The 15569-nt window shown below is 64.3% G+C and carries 13 protein-coding genes and 1 riboswitch; of the genes, 7 read left to right on the forward strand and 6 right to left on the reverse strand.

What is annotated here, in order from left to right; all coding sequences use genetic code 11:
- Position 1: 1 nt before the first annotated feature.
- On the reverse strand, positions 2 to 661 hold the full coding sequence (locus tag EB231_RS06770) for a thiamine diphosphokinase (RefSeq protein ID WP_172348146.1): 660 nt from the start codon (positions 659 to 661) through the stop codon (positions 2 to 4).
- A gap of 87 nt (positions 662 to 748) precedes the next feature.
- Positions 749 to 864, forward strand: a riboswitch (TPP riboswitch).
- 43 nt (positions 865 to 907) lie between these two features.
- Here EB231_RS06770 and thiB point away from each other — a divergent pair.
- From thiB to EB231_RS06790, 4 genes are all read left to right on the forward strand, one after another.
- The gene (gene thiB / locus EB231_RS06775; RefSeq protein WP_172348147.1) at positions 908 to 1906 is read left to right on the forward strand and encodes a thiamine ABC transporter substrate binding subunit; all 999 of its coding nucleotides are present in this window, start codon (positions 908 to 910) and stop codon (positions 1904 to 1906) included.
- A 237-nt stretch (positions 1907 to 2143) separates the two neighbouring features.
- A complete protein-coding gene (gene thiP, locus EB231_RS06780; RefSeq protein ID WP_172348148.1) occupies positions 2144 to 3760 on the forward strand; it encodes a thiamine/thiamine pyrophosphate ABC transporter permease in 1617 nt (538 codons plus the stop codon).
- Complete coding sequence (thiQ, locus tag EB231_RS06785; protein ID WP_172348149.1) at positions 3753 to 4529, forward strand: thiamine ABC transporter ATP-binding protein; 777 nt, start codon at positions 3753 to 3755, stop codon at positions 4527 to 4529. Before thiP ends, thiQ begins: the two co-directional genes overlap by 8 nt.
- Before the next feature lie 258 nt (positions 4530 to 4787).
- Positions 4788 to 6257, forward strand: coding sequence for a M48 family metalloprotease (locus EB231_RS06790; RefSeq protein ID WP_172348150.1), 1470 nt, complete (start codon positions 4788 to 4790; stop codon positions 6255 to 6257).
- A gap of 15 nt (positions 6258 to 6272) precedes the next feature.
- Here EB231_RS06790 and EB231_RS06795 read toward each other — a convergent pair whose 3' ends face one another.
- Positions 6273 to 7136, reverse strand: a complete 864-nt coding sequence (locus EB231_RS06795) for an RNA polymerase factor sigma-32 (protein ID WP_172348151.1) — start codon at positions 7134 to 7136, stop codon at positions 6273 to 6275.
- Between the two features lie 321 nt (positions 7137 to 7457).
- Here EB231_RS06795 and EB231_RS06800 point away from each other — a divergent pair, with 321 nt between their 5' ends.
- The 3 genes from EB231_RS06800 to EB231_RS06810 all read left to right on the forward strand — a co-directional run bounded on the left by EB231_RS06800 (position 7458) and on the right by EB231_RS06810 (position 9813).
- Positions 7458 to 8231: an amino acid ABC transporter substrate-binding protein gene (locus EB231_RS06800; protein ID WP_172348152.1), complete on the forward strand. Its 774-nt coding sequence runs from the start codon at positions 7458 to 7460 to the stop codon at positions 8229 to 8231.
- 137 nt (positions 8232 to 8368) lie between these two features.
- Positions 8369 to 9049, forward strand: coding sequence for an amino acid ABC transporter permease (locus tag EB231_RS06805; RefSeq protein WP_172348153.1), 681 nt, complete (start codon positions 8369 to 8371; stop codon positions 9047 to 9049).
- Positions 9046 to 9813 carry an amino acid ABC transporter ATP-binding protein gene (locus EB231_RS06810; protein WP_172348154.1) on the forward strand — a complete coding sequence of 256 codons (768 nt, stop codon included), beginning with the start codon at positions 9046 to 9048 and terminating at the stop codon, positions 9811 to 9813. The genes EB231_RS06805 and EB231_RS06810 overlap by 4 nt, the downstream gene beginning before the upstream one ends.
- A gap of 89 nt (positions 9814 to 9902) precedes the next feature.
- On the opposite strand, the gene EB231_RS06815 is transcribed toward EB231_RS06810, so the two are convergent.
- From EB231_RS06815 to EB231_RS06830, 4 genes are all read right to left on the reverse strand, one after another.
- Entirely contained in the window at positions 9903 to 10484 is a 582-nt protein-coding gene (locus tag EB231_RS06815) for a CarD family transcriptional regulator (RefSeq protein WP_010911999.1), read from the reverse strand.
- Positions 10485 to 10855: 371 nt separating this feature from the next.
- Positions 10856 to 11194, reverse strand: a complete 339-nt coding sequence (gene fdxA, locus EB231_RS06820; protein ID WP_008873823.1) for a ferredoxin FdxA — start codon at positions 11192 to 11194, stop codon at positions 10856 to 10858.
- Between the two features lie 249 nt (positions 11195 to 11443).
- A complete protein-coding gene (locus EB231_RS06825) occupies positions 11444 to 11830 on the reverse strand; it encodes an RNA-binding S4 domain-containing protein (protein ID WP_172348155.1) in 387 nt (128 codons plus the stop codon).
- Between the two features lie 15 nt (positions 11831 to 11845).
- Positions 11846 to 15211 (reverse strand): helicase-related protein, encoded by a 3366-nt coding sequence (locus EB231_RS06830; protein WP_172348156.1) that lies wholly within the window; start codon positions 15209 to 15211, stop codon positions 11846 to 11848.
- Positions 15212 to 15569 lie beyond the last annotated feature (358 nt).

Below are 15569 nucleotides of genomic sequence, written 5' to 3' on the forward strand. Positions count from 1 at the left end.
GTCAGCTTTCGGGCAAAGGATAGGGATGGGCGAGCAGCAGCGCGCGGCCATGGCCGAGCGCGATGTCGAGGCGCCCTCCGGTTTCATCTAACTTGACCTCGTTGGAGATGGTCAGTGATGAGCCGAAGGCCACCTCGACCTGGTTCAGCGGCCATTTGGCTCCAGTGACGGTCAGGCCGGCAAGTTCCGAAAAGCCGAGGATCGAAAACAGCGTGCCGTCGGTATAGTCGAAGCCGGCCTTTCCCAACAGCAGGGGCACGCCTTCCTGGGCGCCGCTGGTCAGCAGCACCTCGGTTCCGGCCTCGGCCAGGCGCAGGGCGAGCGCCAGATGCAGAAAGGCATGGTCGGCACGCTTGCCGCCGAACGCGCCCGCCAGCACAAGGCGGGTCGCTCCGCGCTCGAGTGCGGCGGCGATGGCAAGTTCGCCATCGGTCTTGTCTTTTTCCGCCGGGAAGGTCTGGCGAGGCACCGCGGCGAGGTCGTCCGGCAGATCGGCCGGCACTGAATCGAAATCACCCACCCACAGTTCCGGTACAAGGCCGAGCAGCCTGGCATGTCCGATACCGGCATCGGCGGCGATCACGCGCGAGCCCTCGATCTGGCGGTCGAGCCGGGGCGTGCGGATGAGATCGCCGCCAAGCAGGATGGTGAATGTGCTCATATCTGGTGGCCTGTACCAGCCTGGCAGCGGAAACGGAAGGCGGCAAACTCCCACTTGCGCGGTTCCTCGGCCGGGCCTATGTGTCGAAACGCTCTAACGGGGTGCCGGACGCGATCTTTCGCGGACCGGCTGAGAGGCAGTCTCGCCAACCCGCTGAACCTGATCCGGTTTGTACCGGCGGAGGGATTAGACGTTTCGGACGGTCCGACGCCTCAATTCCTTGTCACGCGAACGAAGGAGGCGCCGATGCGCACGCTCTTATACTCTCTAGTCTCAGCCGTGGTTGTTGCGTTGTCGGGGCCGGCCTTGGCCAAGGACAAGCTCACCGTCTACACCTATGAAAGCTTTACCGCCGACTGGGGTCCAGGTCCCGTGGTGAAGAAGGAATTCGAGGCCGAATGCGGCTGCGATGTCGAGTTCGTCTCGGTTGCCGATGGCGTGGCGCTGCTCAACCGCGTCAAGCTCGAAGGCGCGTCGACCAAGGCCGATATCGTGCTCGGCCTCGACACCAATCTAACCGCCGATGCCAAGGCCAGCGGGTTGTTCGCGCCGCACGGCGCGGTGAGCGACGTCAACGTGCCGGGCGGCTGGAGCGACGATACTTTCGTTCCATTCGACTACGGGTATTTCGCTGTCGTCTACGATACCGAGAAGCTGAAGAGCCCGCCCAAGAGCCTGAAGGACCTGGTCGAAGGCAGCGCCGACGACAAGATCGTCATCCAGGATCCGCGCACCTCGACGCCGGGCCTGGGCCTGTTGTTGTGGGTGAAGTCGGTCTATGGCGACAAGGCGCCGGAGGCCTGGGCCAAGCTCAAGGCCAAGGTGCTGACCGTGACGCCCGGCTGGAGCGAGGCCTATGGCCTGTTCACCAAGGGCGAAGCGCCGATGGTGCTGTCCTACACGACGTCGCCGGCCTATCACATGGTCGCCGAGAATACGCAGCGCTACCAGGCGGCTTCCTTTGAAGAGGGCGAATACCTGCAGATCGAGGTCGCCGGCATCACCACGACCGGAGCCAAGAACCCGCTGGCGGCAAAGTTCATCGCCTTCATGACCGGACCGAAATTCCAGGACGCCATCCCCGAGACCAACTGGATGTTCCCGGCCGGCAAGACCGACAAGCCGCTCAACCCGGCCTTCGACAAGCTTGTCAAGCCGACCAAGACCTTGCTGTTCAGCCCGGAGGAGGTCGCGGCCAACCGCAAGGCCTGGGTCGATGAATGGCTGGCGGTGATGAGCAAGTAGATTGGCCGTATGATCGAAAGATGATTGCTCTACGGCGCCCCCCTCTGTCCTGCCGGACATCTCCCCCACAAGGGGGGAGATCGGATGCCATCGGTGATTTCGCCAATCGCCGACGCAGCGGGTATGAGCGGGGCGCGGAAACTGCCAAACTCCCCCCTCGTGAGGGAGTTGTCCGGCAGGACAGAGGGGGGCGCGAAGGAACGCGACGCTCGCTAGAGGCCTTCTTGGTGGTCCAGCGTGCAGCGCGCTGACTCCCGCATCACGGCCGGCATTGCCGCACTCGTCGCGATCACATTGCTGATCGGCGGAGCGTTTGCCGGCCTGCTCGTTGAAGGCGCTCATGACTTCTCGGGCGCATGGGCAGCCTTCGATTTTTACCTCTTGCGCGTTGTCCGCTTCACGCTCTGGCAGGCAATCCTTTCGACGCTGCTTTCGGTTATCCCGGCACTCTTCGTTGCACGCGCCCTGTCGCGGCATCCGCGCTTCTTCGGCCGCGCCTTCATCCTGCAGCTCTTTGCCGTGCCACTGGCGCTGCCGGCGATCGTCGCGGCGCTCGGCATCCTGGCGCTCTACGGTCGCGCCGGCTACCTCGCCGGGCTGTTCAGCGCGATTGGCGGCCGAGGCTGGCCTGGTATTTACGGCCTGTCCGGCATTCTCGTTGCCCATGTCTTCTTCAATCTACCGCTTAGTGTGCGACTGTTGCTCGAGGCGCTGCAGACCATTCCCGCCGACCAGTGGCGGCTGGCGAGCCAGCTCGGCATGGGTGCGCGGCCGGCGTTCCGGCTGATCGAATGGCCGACGCTGCGCGCCGCTCTGCCCGGCGTCGCCGGGCTGGTCTTCATGCTCTGCATCACCTCCTTCACCATCGTGCTGACACTTGGCGGTGGGCCGGCCGCGACGACGCTGGAGGTCGGCATCTATCAGGCGCTGCGCTTCGATTTCGATCCCGCGCGCGCGGTCGCCCTGACATTGCTGCAGATCGCCCTGACCTTTGTCGTGGTGCTGGCGCTGACTCGACTTGGCGGAAATGTCGTCGGCGACACCAACCTGCCCGTCGCGCCGCGCCGCTATCTCTCCATCAACGGGACGGAGGCGTCGCTCAACGCCGTGCTCATCGTGTTGGCACTGCTGTTCGTTGTCGGGCCGATGGCCGCGACCGTGGTCGCCGGTTTGGGCGCCGATCTCAGCCGGCTGGCAGGCGAGGCCACGGTCCGGCAAGCGACACTGACCAGCGCGGTGCTCGCTTTCCTGTCGGCGCTGCTTTCGGTGATGCTGTCGCTGGCGCTCACCATGGCGCGGCGAGCGCTGGCGCTGAGCCGCCGCGCCGGGCCAAGGACATTGCTTGAGCATGCAACCGACACTGGGGCGGGGTTTGTACTGGTCGTGCCACCCATCGTCATCGGCGCCGGCTGGTTCCTGTTGCTGCGCCGTGCCGGCGATGTCTTCGCCATTGCCCCGGTGATGGTTGTCACCGTCAATGCCGTCATGGCGATGCCGTTCGCGCTGCGCGCCGTCCGCCCCGCCTATGACGCGGCGAGCGAGCGTCACGAACGGCTCTGCGCGCAGCTCGGCATTGCCGGCTGGGCGAGGCTGCGGCTGGTCGACTGGCCATCACTGCGGCGTCCGCTCGCCACCGCTTTTGCTTTCGCCATGGCACTTTCGCTCGGCGATCTCGGCGTGATCGCGCTGTTCGGCAGTGATTCCGTGCAGACCTTGCCCTACCTTCTCCTGGCGCGCATGGGCAGCTACCGCACCGAGGACGCCGCCGGCCTGGCGCTGTTGCTTGGCTTCGTCTGCCTCGCATTGGTGCTGGCCGCGGATTGGCTCGGCAGGGAAAAGGTCGGCAATGTCTGATGGGGCAATGGACAGGAAGGGCGTTCCGGTGTGGCTAGACAAGGTTTCGTTCAGCTATGGCGAGGCCCCGCTCGCCTTCGATGTCGCGTTCGCCGCAGCGGAAATCACCGCCATCATGGGGCCGAGTGGTTCGGGCAAGTCGACGCTGCTCAACCTCATCGCCGGGTTCGAGACGCCGTTGTCCGGCCGCGTGCTGATCGGCGGGGCCGATGTCGGCGCCGCGCCACCGGCCGAACGGCCAGTGTCGATGGTGTTCCAGGAAAACAACCTTTTCGCCCATCTTTCCGTCGAGCAGAATGTCGGGCTGGGTCGCTCGCCGTCGCTGCGGCTGACCGAAGCGGACCGCGCCGATATCGCCGGGGCGCTTGCCCGCACAGGTCTTGGCGGCAAGGAAAAACGCTTGCCGCGCGAACTCTCCGGCGGCGAGCGCCAGCGTGTTGCCCTGGCCCGCGTGCTGGTGCGCGATCGCCCAGTGCTTTTGCTAGACGAGCCCTTCGCTTCGCTCGGGCCGGCCTTGCGCGACGACATGCTCGATCTGGTCGCCGGTGTGCATGCGGAGCGCGGCATGACGGTGCTGTTCGTCACGCACCAGCCGGAGGACGCCCGTCGCATCGGCCAGAATGTGGTGTTTCTGGACAATGGCATTGTGGCGGCCACCGGCAGCGCGGGCGATTTCTTTGCCGGGGCTGGTCCCGACGCCTTTCGGCGCTATATCGGTGCCAGTGCCGGGAATGCCGTATCACGAGATATTGCCCGGAAGCGGACATAATTTACGGTCAAACCGGCATCAGGCGATGGGGCGCTTGCTTGCCATGGCAGAAGTAGTGTGGCTAGGTCCGCCCTACTTGTCCGGCACAAGCCGTGATTTGCCTACAGCATCCGCCACACGTCCGGAGGGACGCGTGGCGGATGCTGTAGAAGTTTGTTTTTGCGCATGACAGGTTCCGAAGATCGCCCCCGATTTTCGTGATCATGCGCCGGGACCTGAAAGGAAGCCGTTCTGGCGATCGGCGTTGACAAGCTGCGAATGAATCCGCTGGCGCGCTTTGTGGCGCTGGCCGGCTTTGCCGTGGCGCTTGCAAGCTGCCAGATGTTCACGCCTCCGGAAGTCCAGGAATCCGGCTTCCAGCCGTCCGACAAGCCGATCACGGTCGACAATGTCGCCGCCAACAACAAACTCGCGGAACTCGCCAAGGCGCAGCATCCGCGCATTCTGGCCACCTATGGCGGCGAGTATTCCGATCCCAAGCTCGAGCGCATGGTCGCCAAGGTGGTCGGCAATCTGACCGTTGTGTCGGCGAACCCGACCCAGACCTACCGCATCACCATCCTCAACTCGCCCAACGTCAACGCCTTCGCGCTGCCGGGCGGCTATCTCTACATCACGCGCGGGCTGCTGGCGCTGGCCAATGATTCGTCCGAGCTCGCCGCCGTCATCGCGCATGAGATGGGTCACGTCACCGCCAATCACGGCCTGCAGCGCCAGCAGCTCGAGGCCGAGGAAGGCCTGGCGACCAAGGTGGTCTCGGATGTGCTGGGTGACAGCCCGACCGCCAAGGCGGCACTGATCCGTGGCAAGCTCAGGCTTGCTCAGTTCTCGCGTAACCAGGAGCTGGAGGCCGACGCCATCGGCATCAAGTCGATCGGCGAAGCCGGCTACGATCCCTATGCCGCCGGCCGCTTCCTGCAGTCGATGTCGGCCTATACCGATTTCCGGTCGATCAGCGGTGCCACCGATGCCAGCCTCGACTTCCTGGCCACGCATCCCAACACGCCGCAGCGCATCGACCTGGCGCAGCGCCATGCCCGCCAGTTCGGCGCACCCGGCGTCGGCACGCGCGACCGCGATTCCTTCCTCGCCGGCATCGACGGCCTGCTCTACGGCGATACGCCGGAGGAAGGCTATGTTCGCGGCGAGACCTTCCTGCATCCGGGGCTTGGCGTGTCGTTCACGGTACCGGACGGCTTCATCATCGACAATTCGGCGGCAGCGGTGACGGCGACCGGACCGGGCGACATCGCGATCCGCTTCGACGGCGTTTCGATCGACAAGAACCGCGCCTTGACCGACTATATCAGAAGCGGCTGGGTGGCTGGCCTCGACGACAGCACGGTCAAGCAGGAAACCATCAACGGCAACGAGGCGGCGACCGCGCATGCCGGCGCCGAAGGCTGGCAGTTCGACATCGCGGTGATCCGCGCCGGCGGCCAGGTCTACCGGCTGCTGACCGCGGCACCCTCGGCCAGCACCTCGCTGGATTCTGTCGCGCGCTCGGTCAGCGGCTCGTTCCGTATCCTGAGCGCCGCGGAGAAGGCAGCCTTGAAACCGCTGCATATCCGCGTGCTCACCGTGCAGCCGGGCCAGACCATGGGCACGCTCGCCGCGCAGATGGTCGGCGTCGACCGCAAGCTCGACCTGTTCCGGGTGCTCAATGCGCTGTCGCCGGGGGCCGCGGTTTCGGCCGGCGACAAGGTCAAGATCGTCACCGACAAATAAGCCGGTCGCGCGGGATCAGGCGGCTGTCGCCAGAAACTCCGGATTCTGCTTCACCAGCGCGACCTTGAGCTTTTCCATGGCGCGCGCCTCGATCTGGCGGACGCGTTCCTTGGAAATGCCAAGCGTCTCGCCAAGCGCCTCGAGCGTGGCGCCCTCGTCGTTCAGCCGGCGCTCCTCGATGATCCTCAGTTCGCGTGCGTTGAGCGCGCGCAGTGCCTCTCGCAGCCAGAGCGAGCGGCGCGCGACGTCGATCTTGTCGCCAACGATCTCGTCGGGCAGCGGATCCTCCGACACCAGGAAGTCCATGCGCTCGGTGCCGCCCGAATCGTCGGCTAGCGGCATGTTGAGCGAGGAGTCGGGTGCCGACAGCCGCGAATCCATCATCGCCACATCAGCCTCGGAAACGCCAAGTGCAACCGAAACTTCGCGGTAGAGAGTTGTGTTGGAGAGTGGCTCCGCGCCGTTCGCCAGCCGGGCGCGCAGGCGCCGCAGGTTGAAGAACAAGGCCTTTTGCGCCGAGCTGGTGCCGCCGCGCACGATCGACCAGTTGCGCAGGATGTAGTCCTGCATCGAGGCGCGGATCCACCACGTCGCATAGGTCGAAAACCGCACTTCGCGTTCCGGCTCGAAGCGGGCGGCGGCCTCGAGCAGGCCGACATGGCCTTCCTGGATCAGGTCGCCGAGCGGCAGGCCGTAGTGGCGGAATTTCGAGGCCATGGAAATGACCAGCCGCATGTGGGCGACGGTGATGCAGTGCAACGCGTTCTGGTCGCTGTCTTCCTTCCAGAGCAAGGCCAGCCGATGTTCCTCATCCCGCTCGAGATAGGGGGCCTTCATCGCCGCGCGGACCATGATCCGTCCTGCCGTGTCTTCCATCATGAGGCGCTCCCTGGTTCAGGCGATACGACTTGCGAACTTGGCAGGGCACCGGTTGAAATCGCGGCGTCGCGCCCTAGAACAGCCAAAACTGCCATGCGCGAGAAAGGTTCCGCCCGCGCGGGCGGGGGAGTGACGCTGCCGAGGCGATTTTTAAACCGTCACCAGGAAGCCTTGGTTCCTGCAAAAAATCCCCTTTTGAGCATGAGGTTTCGGAGATTCTTTGTTTTTGAAATTTTGTTCCTTATTCTTTCTGTCTGCATCTGTCATTTTCCAACCCACACAACAGGCCGGATTTCAGGCCAAGGACGGGATCACAAAAAGATGAAATGGCTCAAGTCGCTTATCGTCGCCGGAACGCTGCAGGCCCTGGCGGTCACTTCAGGCCATGCGGGCGCCAATCTCGATCAGATCAAGCAGGCCGGCGTCATCAAGGTCGGCACGGAAGGCACCTACGCCCCCTTCACCTATCATGACGCTTCGGGCGCGCTGGTTGGCTTCGACGTCGAGATCGCCAAGGCGATCGCCGACAAGCTGGGTGTCAAGGTCGAGTTCCTCGAAGGCAAGTGGGATGGGCTGATCGCCGGTCTCGACGTCAGCCGCTATGACGCCGTCATCAACGAAGTCGGCATCACCGACGCGCGCAAGGCCAAGTATGATTTCTCCGATCCCTACATCGCCTCCAAGGCGGTGCTGATCGTGCGCGGCGACAACACCGACATCAAGACTTTCGCCGACCTCAAGGGCAAGAAGTCGGCGCAGTCGCTGACCTCGAATTTCGGCAAGCTGGCCGAGAGCAACGGCGCCGAGCTGGTCGGCACCGATGGCTTCGACCAGTCGATCCAGCTTCTGCTGACCGGCCGTGCCGACGCCACGATCAATGACAGCCTGTCGTTCCTCGACTTCAAGAAGCACAAGCCCGACGCCAATGTGAAGATCGCCGCGCAGGAAGAAAACGCCGATTATTCCGGCGTCATCGTGCGCAAGGGCGATCCGGAGCTGGTCGCGGCCATCAACAAGGCGCTGGCCGACATCAAGGCCGACGGCACCTACAAGAAGATCGCCGACACCTATTTCGGCCAGGACGTGTCGAAATAGTTGATTGTCGAGGCCGGTTTTCGGCCTTGCAACATGCCCAGCGGCGAGCCGTTTTTGACGGCCCGCCGCTTTTGTCGTGATATGGCGCCTGCATTCGTATTTCGATAACGCCGCCGCGATCATTCTGGGGGTCTTTCGTGCCGCACTGGCTGCAACTGATGCTGGAGTCGCTGCCTTCGCTGCTCTGGGCCGCTCTCATCTTCACCGTGCCGTTGACGCTGTTGTCGTTCGTGCTTGGCCTGACGGTTGGTCTCGGCGCAGCGCTTGGCCGGTTGTTCGGACCAAAGCCGCTGGTTGCGGTCGTGCGCTTCTATGTCTGGATCTTCCGCGGCACGCCGCTCCTGGTGCAGCTGTTCCTGATCTTCTACGGCCTGCCGTCGGTCGGCATCCTGCTCGACGCCTTCACGGCAGCGTTGATCGGCTTCACACTCAATATCGGCGCCTACACGTCGGAGATCATCCGCGCGGCAATCGGCTCCGTGCCGAAAGGCCAGTGGGAAGCCGCCTATTCGATCGGCATGACCTGGAGCCAGGCGATGCGCCGCACCATCCTGCCGCAAGCCGGTCGCGTCGCGGTGCCGCCGCTTTCCAACACCTTCATCTCACTGGTCAAGGACACATCGCTGGCCGCCGCCATCACCGTGCCGGAGATGTTCCAGGCGGCGCAGCGCATCGTCGCCACGAGCTATGAGCCGCTGATCCTTTATGTCGAGGCGGCGATCCTCTATCTGGCGATGAGCTCGGTGCTATCGGCACTGCAGACGCGGCTGGAGGAGCGGCTCAATCGCTATGGCGGCTTCCTGGAGGCGCGCTCATGATCGGCCTCACCAATATCGAAAAGCGCTTCGGCGACAATCTGGTGCTGAAGGGCGTGACCGTCGCCATTGCGGAAGGCAGCGTCACCGCGCTGGTCGGCCCTTCGGGCGGCGGCAAGAGCACGCTGTTGCGTTGCATCAACCTGCTGGAAATCCCGACTTCGGGCACGGTGCGCATAGGTGACGAGACGCTCGAGTTCCGTCCGGGCGTCAAGGTGCCGGCGAGCGACATCAGGCGGTTGCGCCTGCAGACCGGCATGGTGTTCCAAAATTTCCAGTTGTTCCCGCATCGCACCGCGATCGAGAATGTCATGGAAGGCTTGGTCACGGTGTTGAAATGGTCGCCCGAGAAGGCCCGCGAGCGGGCGCTCGCCTTGCTGGAAAAGGTCGGGATGGCGCACAAGGCCGACGCCTGGCCGGCGACGCTGTCGGGTGGCCAGCAGCAGCGCGTGGCGATTGCCCGTGCTCTGGCGCCATCACCGAAGGTGCTGCTGTGCGATGAGCCGACATCAGCGCTTGATCCTGAATTGGCGCAAGAGGTGGTCGATGTGCTTGGCAAGCTCGCCAGCGAAGGCACGACCATGGTGATGGCGACGCATGACCTGCGGCTTGCCTCCAAGATCGCCCAGGAAGCGGTGTTCCTCGATGCCGGCGTCATCGTCGAGAAGGGGCCGTCCGCAGTGCTGTTCGGCAACCCGGAGCGCGAGCGGACGAAGCGGTTCATCGCGACGCTGAAGCAGGAGGCGGAGAGGGAAGGCGGCAACTGAGCTCTCCACGTCACTTGTGGGGAGGGCAAGTCAAAAAACAAAAAACCCGGCGCGAGGCCGGGTTTTTCAAATTCGAAGGCCAAAGAGCCTCAGGCAGCTTCTTCCTGCTCGGCTTCCTCATTGTCAGCCTTGGCACCGCGCTTAGGGCCCTTGTTGAGGTTCACCTCGATCAGGCGCACGGCTTCGGTTTCCGACATGCGGTTGACGGCCGCGATCTCGCGGGCCATGCGGTCGAGCGCGGCTTCATAGAGCTGGCGTTCGGAATAGGACTGCTCCGGCTGGTTGTCGGCGCGGTAGAGGTCGCGCACGACTTCCGAGATCGAGATCAGGTCACCCGAATTGATCTTGGCATCATATTCCTGGGCGCGGCGCGACCACATGGTGCGCTTGACGCGGGCGCGGCCCTGAACGACCTTGAGCGCGCGCTCGACATAATCCTCTTCCGACAGCTTGCGCATGCCGATGGAGGTCGCCTTGGCGACCGGCACCTTCAGGCGCATCTTGTCCTTCTGGAAGTCGATGACGAACAGTTCCAGCTTGTGACCCGCCACTTCCTGCTCGTCGATCGACACGATTTGGCCGACGCCGTGCGCCGGATAGACGATGTACTCACCAGTCTTGAAACCGTGACGCGCTCCGGTGGACTTCTTCTGCGGGGTGATCGTTGCCATTACGCCCTGAACTCCTTGTTGTGGTACCGGCGTCCTGCCGGCCCGAACTCGTGCGACCGGGGAAACCGATCGTTAGCCGCACAACGGGTGAACCCATCGGAAAGGCTGGGACCGGCAAACCGCATGGATTGCGACCGCCTGGCCCAGATCGCTCTGGTCCGGAATGGGATTTTTCACCTTTCAGTGATTTGGGGCGTCTGCGCCATAAATCGACGTTGTGTCACCGGCATGTTTCGCTGATGTAACACAAAAAGTCGGAAGAATCAAGGTTTTGCTGCGTTCGCGAAGGCCACAGGTTCGCGCCGCCTGTCAAGGCGGTTTATGTGACTTGTCTCTTACGCTGCGTAATACCGACCTTTACGGCCGCATTGTCAATCACCTTCACCGGGCTCGGCCGAGAAGTATTTCTCGAACTTGCCGGCCTCGCCGTCGAAGGTCTTGGCGTCTGCCGGCGGCTCCTTCTTGGCGGTGATGTTGGGCCATTTCTCGGCATATTCGGTGTTGATCTGCAGCCATTTGTCGAGGCCTGGCTCGGTGTCCGGCTTGATAGCGTCGGCTGGACATTCAGGCTCGCAGACGCCGCAGTCGATGCACTCGTCGGGATGAATGACGAGCATGTTCTCGCCTTCGTAGAAACAGTCGACCGGACAGACCTCGATGCAGTCCATGTATTTGCATTTGATGCAATTGTCGGTCACGACATAGGTCATCGGTCGGCTCCGGGACGCCCCAGCTTTAATGGGCCAGTTTTGTTGGGCTTTTTCCGTGAGGTAACGCCTTTGTCCGTCGCTTGCAAGGGCGGCCATGCGCGGCGGCATCGTCGTTTCCGGAATGGAATTCCAGACGGCGGGCACGGCGGAAGCCTGTCATGTCCTCGTGAGGGTCTTGTTTGCCGGGTTCGGCCTTGCCCCAAGCCGCGTCATTGCCGTAAAGCCCTATGCGGTGTTGAGCGACAGGGATCACTCTTCGCCAAGCAAGCGGTCGGTCTGTCGGCGTTCTCTCTTGGTCGGGCGGCCGCTGCCGGCCTCGCGCAGCGCCGGAATCGCATCGGGAAGGGCCTCACCCTTCGGTGCGGGTGGCGGCGACATGTCCTCATAGAGGGTGCGGGCTTCCTCCGCCGGGCCGCGCCGTACGCCAGCGCCGATCACCTTCCAGACGAAAATGCGCCGGTCCAGCGTGATGGTCAGCACGTCGCCCAGCTTGACCAGATCGGATGCCTGCGCTGCTTTGTCGCGATTGATGCGCACGCGCCCGGCGACGACGAGCTTCGCCGCCAGCGAGCGCGATTTGACCGCGCGCGAGAAGAACAGCCATTTGTCGATGCGCTGGCGGCCTTCGGCAACCATCGAACCCTACCGAGCCTACTTCTTCAGCTGGTCGCGCAAGGCGGCGAGCTTGGCGAAGGGCGAGTCCGGATCGAAGCGCACCGGGCGTTCCTCGCGCGGCTTCGGCTGGAAGGCCGGCTTTGCGCCCCCCTTGCCACGATCGGGGCCACCCTTGCCCTCGGGCCGGCCACCCTTCCAGTCGGGGCGGCCTTCGCGGCGCTCGGGACGATCGCCCTGGGGGCGACCGTCACGGCGCTGTTCACCTTCACCCTGCGGCTTGGGCTTGAACTTCGACCGGTCGAAGCGCGGCTTGCCGGCGCCGTCACGCCGCCCTTCATGGGCGGGGCGTTCTCCGGGAGCAGCCGTGGCCGGTGCGCCGCCGGCGTCGGCCGGTGCATTGCCGCGGCCGCGCGCTTGTCCGTTGCGCTGGCGGTTGCTGCGGCCTTCGTGATGACGTGGGCGCTGCTCGAAACGGCCCTGGCGCCAGAGCAGGATCGGCTTGGGCGCTTCGGCTTCTGGAGCGGGCTCGCCGGGGGTCGCCTCGGCCACCACGGCAGGCACGTCCGAAACCGCTTCCGTCGCGGGTGCAGCTTCGGGAACTGGCTCCACCGTGGCTTCGACAGATTCAGCTTCCGCCTCTGGCTCGGCAGCAGGTTCAGCAGCTGCTTCGGCGACAGCCTCGGGCTCATCCGTGACTTCGGCCGGAGCTTCGGTTGGCTCTTCCGCGACTGGCTCTGCTGCGGCTTCCGCGATGACCTCGGCCGAAGCTTCGACAGCAGCCGGTTCCGAACCCTCGATCGCCGCTTCCGTGGCGGCGTCCGTTGCGACGGCTTCGGCCGCCTTGGCCTGCTCGGCGCGCGCGGCTTCTTCCGCCGCGAGCTTGGCCGCGGCGGCTTCCCGCGCGGCGGTGTCCTGCGCCTCGAGCCGTGCCTTGACCTCTGCCGCCGGCTTCGGCTCGGCGCGGTAGCCCAGGCCCTTCAGGATCTCTTCCATGTCGTCGGCGGTGGCGCCGAGGATCGACATCATCGGCGGCGTCACCATGAAGGACTGGCCGTCATAGGCGCCGTCCGGACGCTGGCCGAGGCCAGGCTTCCAGTTGGTCGCCGGACGGATCAGGTCGGCCAGCCGCTCCAATATGTCGATGCGCACGGCGCGGCGGCCGAGATTGCGGTAGCCGGCGAGCTTGTAGAAGGCCTTGTCGAAGGCCGGATCGATGACCACCGAGGTGCGGCCGGACGCCAGCGCGTGGACCACGTCGCCAAAGCCGGGCTTGTCCTTGCCGTCATTCTTCAGCGCCCAGAGCAAGGTCACCAGTCCGGCGGGTGCCGGCTTGATCAGCGCCGGGACGAAGACATGGTAGGCGCCGAAGCGCACGCCAAGCCGGCGAAGTGCCGCGCGACCTTCCTGGTCGAGCGATTTCATCTCCTCGGCGATGTCGCGGCGGTTGATGAGGCCGAAATTCTCGACCAGCTGGAAGGCGATACCACGGCCGATGCCGGAAATCTGGTCGGCGTTCTTCAGGTCGACCAGTGGCTTCAGCAGCGACTCGATCTGGAAATTGACGAAACGTTCGGCGCGCGCGGCGACCTTGTCGCGCGCCGGGCCGGTCAGCTGTTCGTCGGCCAGCAGCACGAGGCGCGGCTTCAGCGCGTCTTCGCCGGAGACCAGCGTGCCGATCGGCGCGCCGATCCAGCGCAGCGTGCCGTCCGAGCCAAGTGCCAGGTCGCCATTGGCGCAGGCGCCAAAACGGTCGGCGCGCGCCTCGAACTCGGCAGCCAGCGCCTTTTGCGCTGCGGTGCGCACGGCCTTGGCGTCTTCGCCGCCGGCGGTCTGGTCGGCGGTGAAGCGGAACCCTTGCAACTCGCCGACATGATGGCCTTCGACAAGGACGGTTCCGGTAGGGCTTATTTCGGCTTCAGGCATGGTATTTTCTCTAAGGCGCCGCATGAGGACGGAAGTCCTGCGGTCTACGAAGCGTTTCGTCAACCGCTCATGCAGCGCATCCGACAATCTGTCTTCGATTTCGCGCGTCTTTTCCTGCCAGTGTGCCTGATCGGCCAGCCAGCCGGGCCGGTTCGACACGAATGTCCAGGTGCGGATCTGGGCAATGCGGTGCGACAGCGTGTCGATGTCGCCCTCGGTGGTGTCGGCGCGGCGCACCTGCTCGGCCATGTAATTCTCGTCGACATGGCCTCGCTTGGCGAGGTCCATATAGATCGACGCGATGAGGTCGGCATGTTGCGCCGGGGCGATCTTGCGGTAATCGGGCAGCGCGCAGGCTTCCCACAGCAGCGCCACGCGTTTGGCGTCGGTAGCCAGCGCGCGGATATCCTCGTCGCGGGAAAGATATTCGAGCGCCTGCGCGTCAACCGCCGGCAGCGCCCGGGTCAGGCCCTCCACCGGAGCGTTGGTCTCGATCGAGCGCTTCAGCGCGTCGAGACTGGCGAAGTCGAAATGCGCGGTGCGCCACTGCAGCACCTTCACCGGATCGAAGTCATGGCCTTCGATCTTCTTGACCAGTTCCTCGTCGAGCGGATCGACCTGGCCGGTGACGCCGAAAGTGCCGTCGCGCAGATGCCGTCCGGCACGGCCGGCGATCTGGCCGAGCTCGGCCGCCGTCAGGTTGCGGTACTGGTATCCGTCGAACTTGCGGTTCTGGGCGAAGGCGACATGGTCGAGATCGAGATTGAGGCCCATGCCGATGGCATCGGTGGCGACGAGATAGTCGACATCGCCCGATTGGAACAATGCCACCTGGGCGTTGCGGGTCCGCGGCGAGAGCGCGCCGAGCACGACGGCGGCACCACCTTGCTGGCGGCGGATCAGCTCGGCGATGGCATAGACCTCGTCGGCGGAGAAGGCGACGATGGCGGTGCGGCGCGGCAGGCGCGTCAGCTTCTTCGAGCCCGCATAGGCAAGATGCGACAGCCGGGGCCGCGTCACCACCGAGACGCCCTTCAGCAGGCGCTGCAGGATGCCATGCATGGTGGCGGCACCGAGCAGCAGCGTTTCCTGGCGGCCGCGAAGATGCAGGATGCGGTCGGTGAAGATGTGGCCGCGCTCGAGGTCGCCGGCGAGCTGCACCTCGTCGATGGCGACGAAGGCGGCGTCGGTCTCGCGCGGCATGGCCTCGACCGTACAGACCGAATATCTGGCGCCTGGCGGCTGGATCTTCTCCTCGCCAGTGATCAGAGCGACCTTATGAGCGCCGACCTTTTCGCAGACGCGCGTGTAGACTTCCCGCGCCAGCAATCTGAGCGGCAGCCCGATGACACCGGTTTCATGCGCCACCATGCGCTCGATGGCGAGGTGGGTCTTGCCGGTGTTCGTCGGACCAAGAACGGCGGTCACGTCGCGGCCCGACAGGATCAGCGGCTCGGTATGTTTCGGCTGGATGTTCATCGGCTCGGAAATAAGGCTTTCTGGCCTCTCATTGTCGGGAGCGTGCCTCAACTGGCGCGTATGACAGGCGACACATAGGGATTTCGGGCGCGAAGCGAAAGCGGAATGTTCCGTAGGCGGCTCGAAGGCCTCTTTGTCCAGCGCTAAATTGGCTGCCGCTTAACTGATGGAACGAGTCTGGAACGAATCAGCGACGAATCAGTGACTCGACCAGATTCAGCTTTTGTTCACGGCTATATGTGGATTTCGTGACCGTGACTCTCACCACATGCTGAATCCCTGAACTGGCCCGTTTTATGCTAGGCGAACTCAACGGTTAAGCTTTGCCGGGAAACGACGACGCCGGCACGATACCCAT

Source organism: Mesorhizobium sp. NZP2298 (assembly GCF_013170825.1).
Taxonomy (GTDB): domain Bacteria; phylum Pseudomonadota; class Alphaproteobacteria; order Rhizobiales; family Rhizobiaceae; genus Mesorhizobium.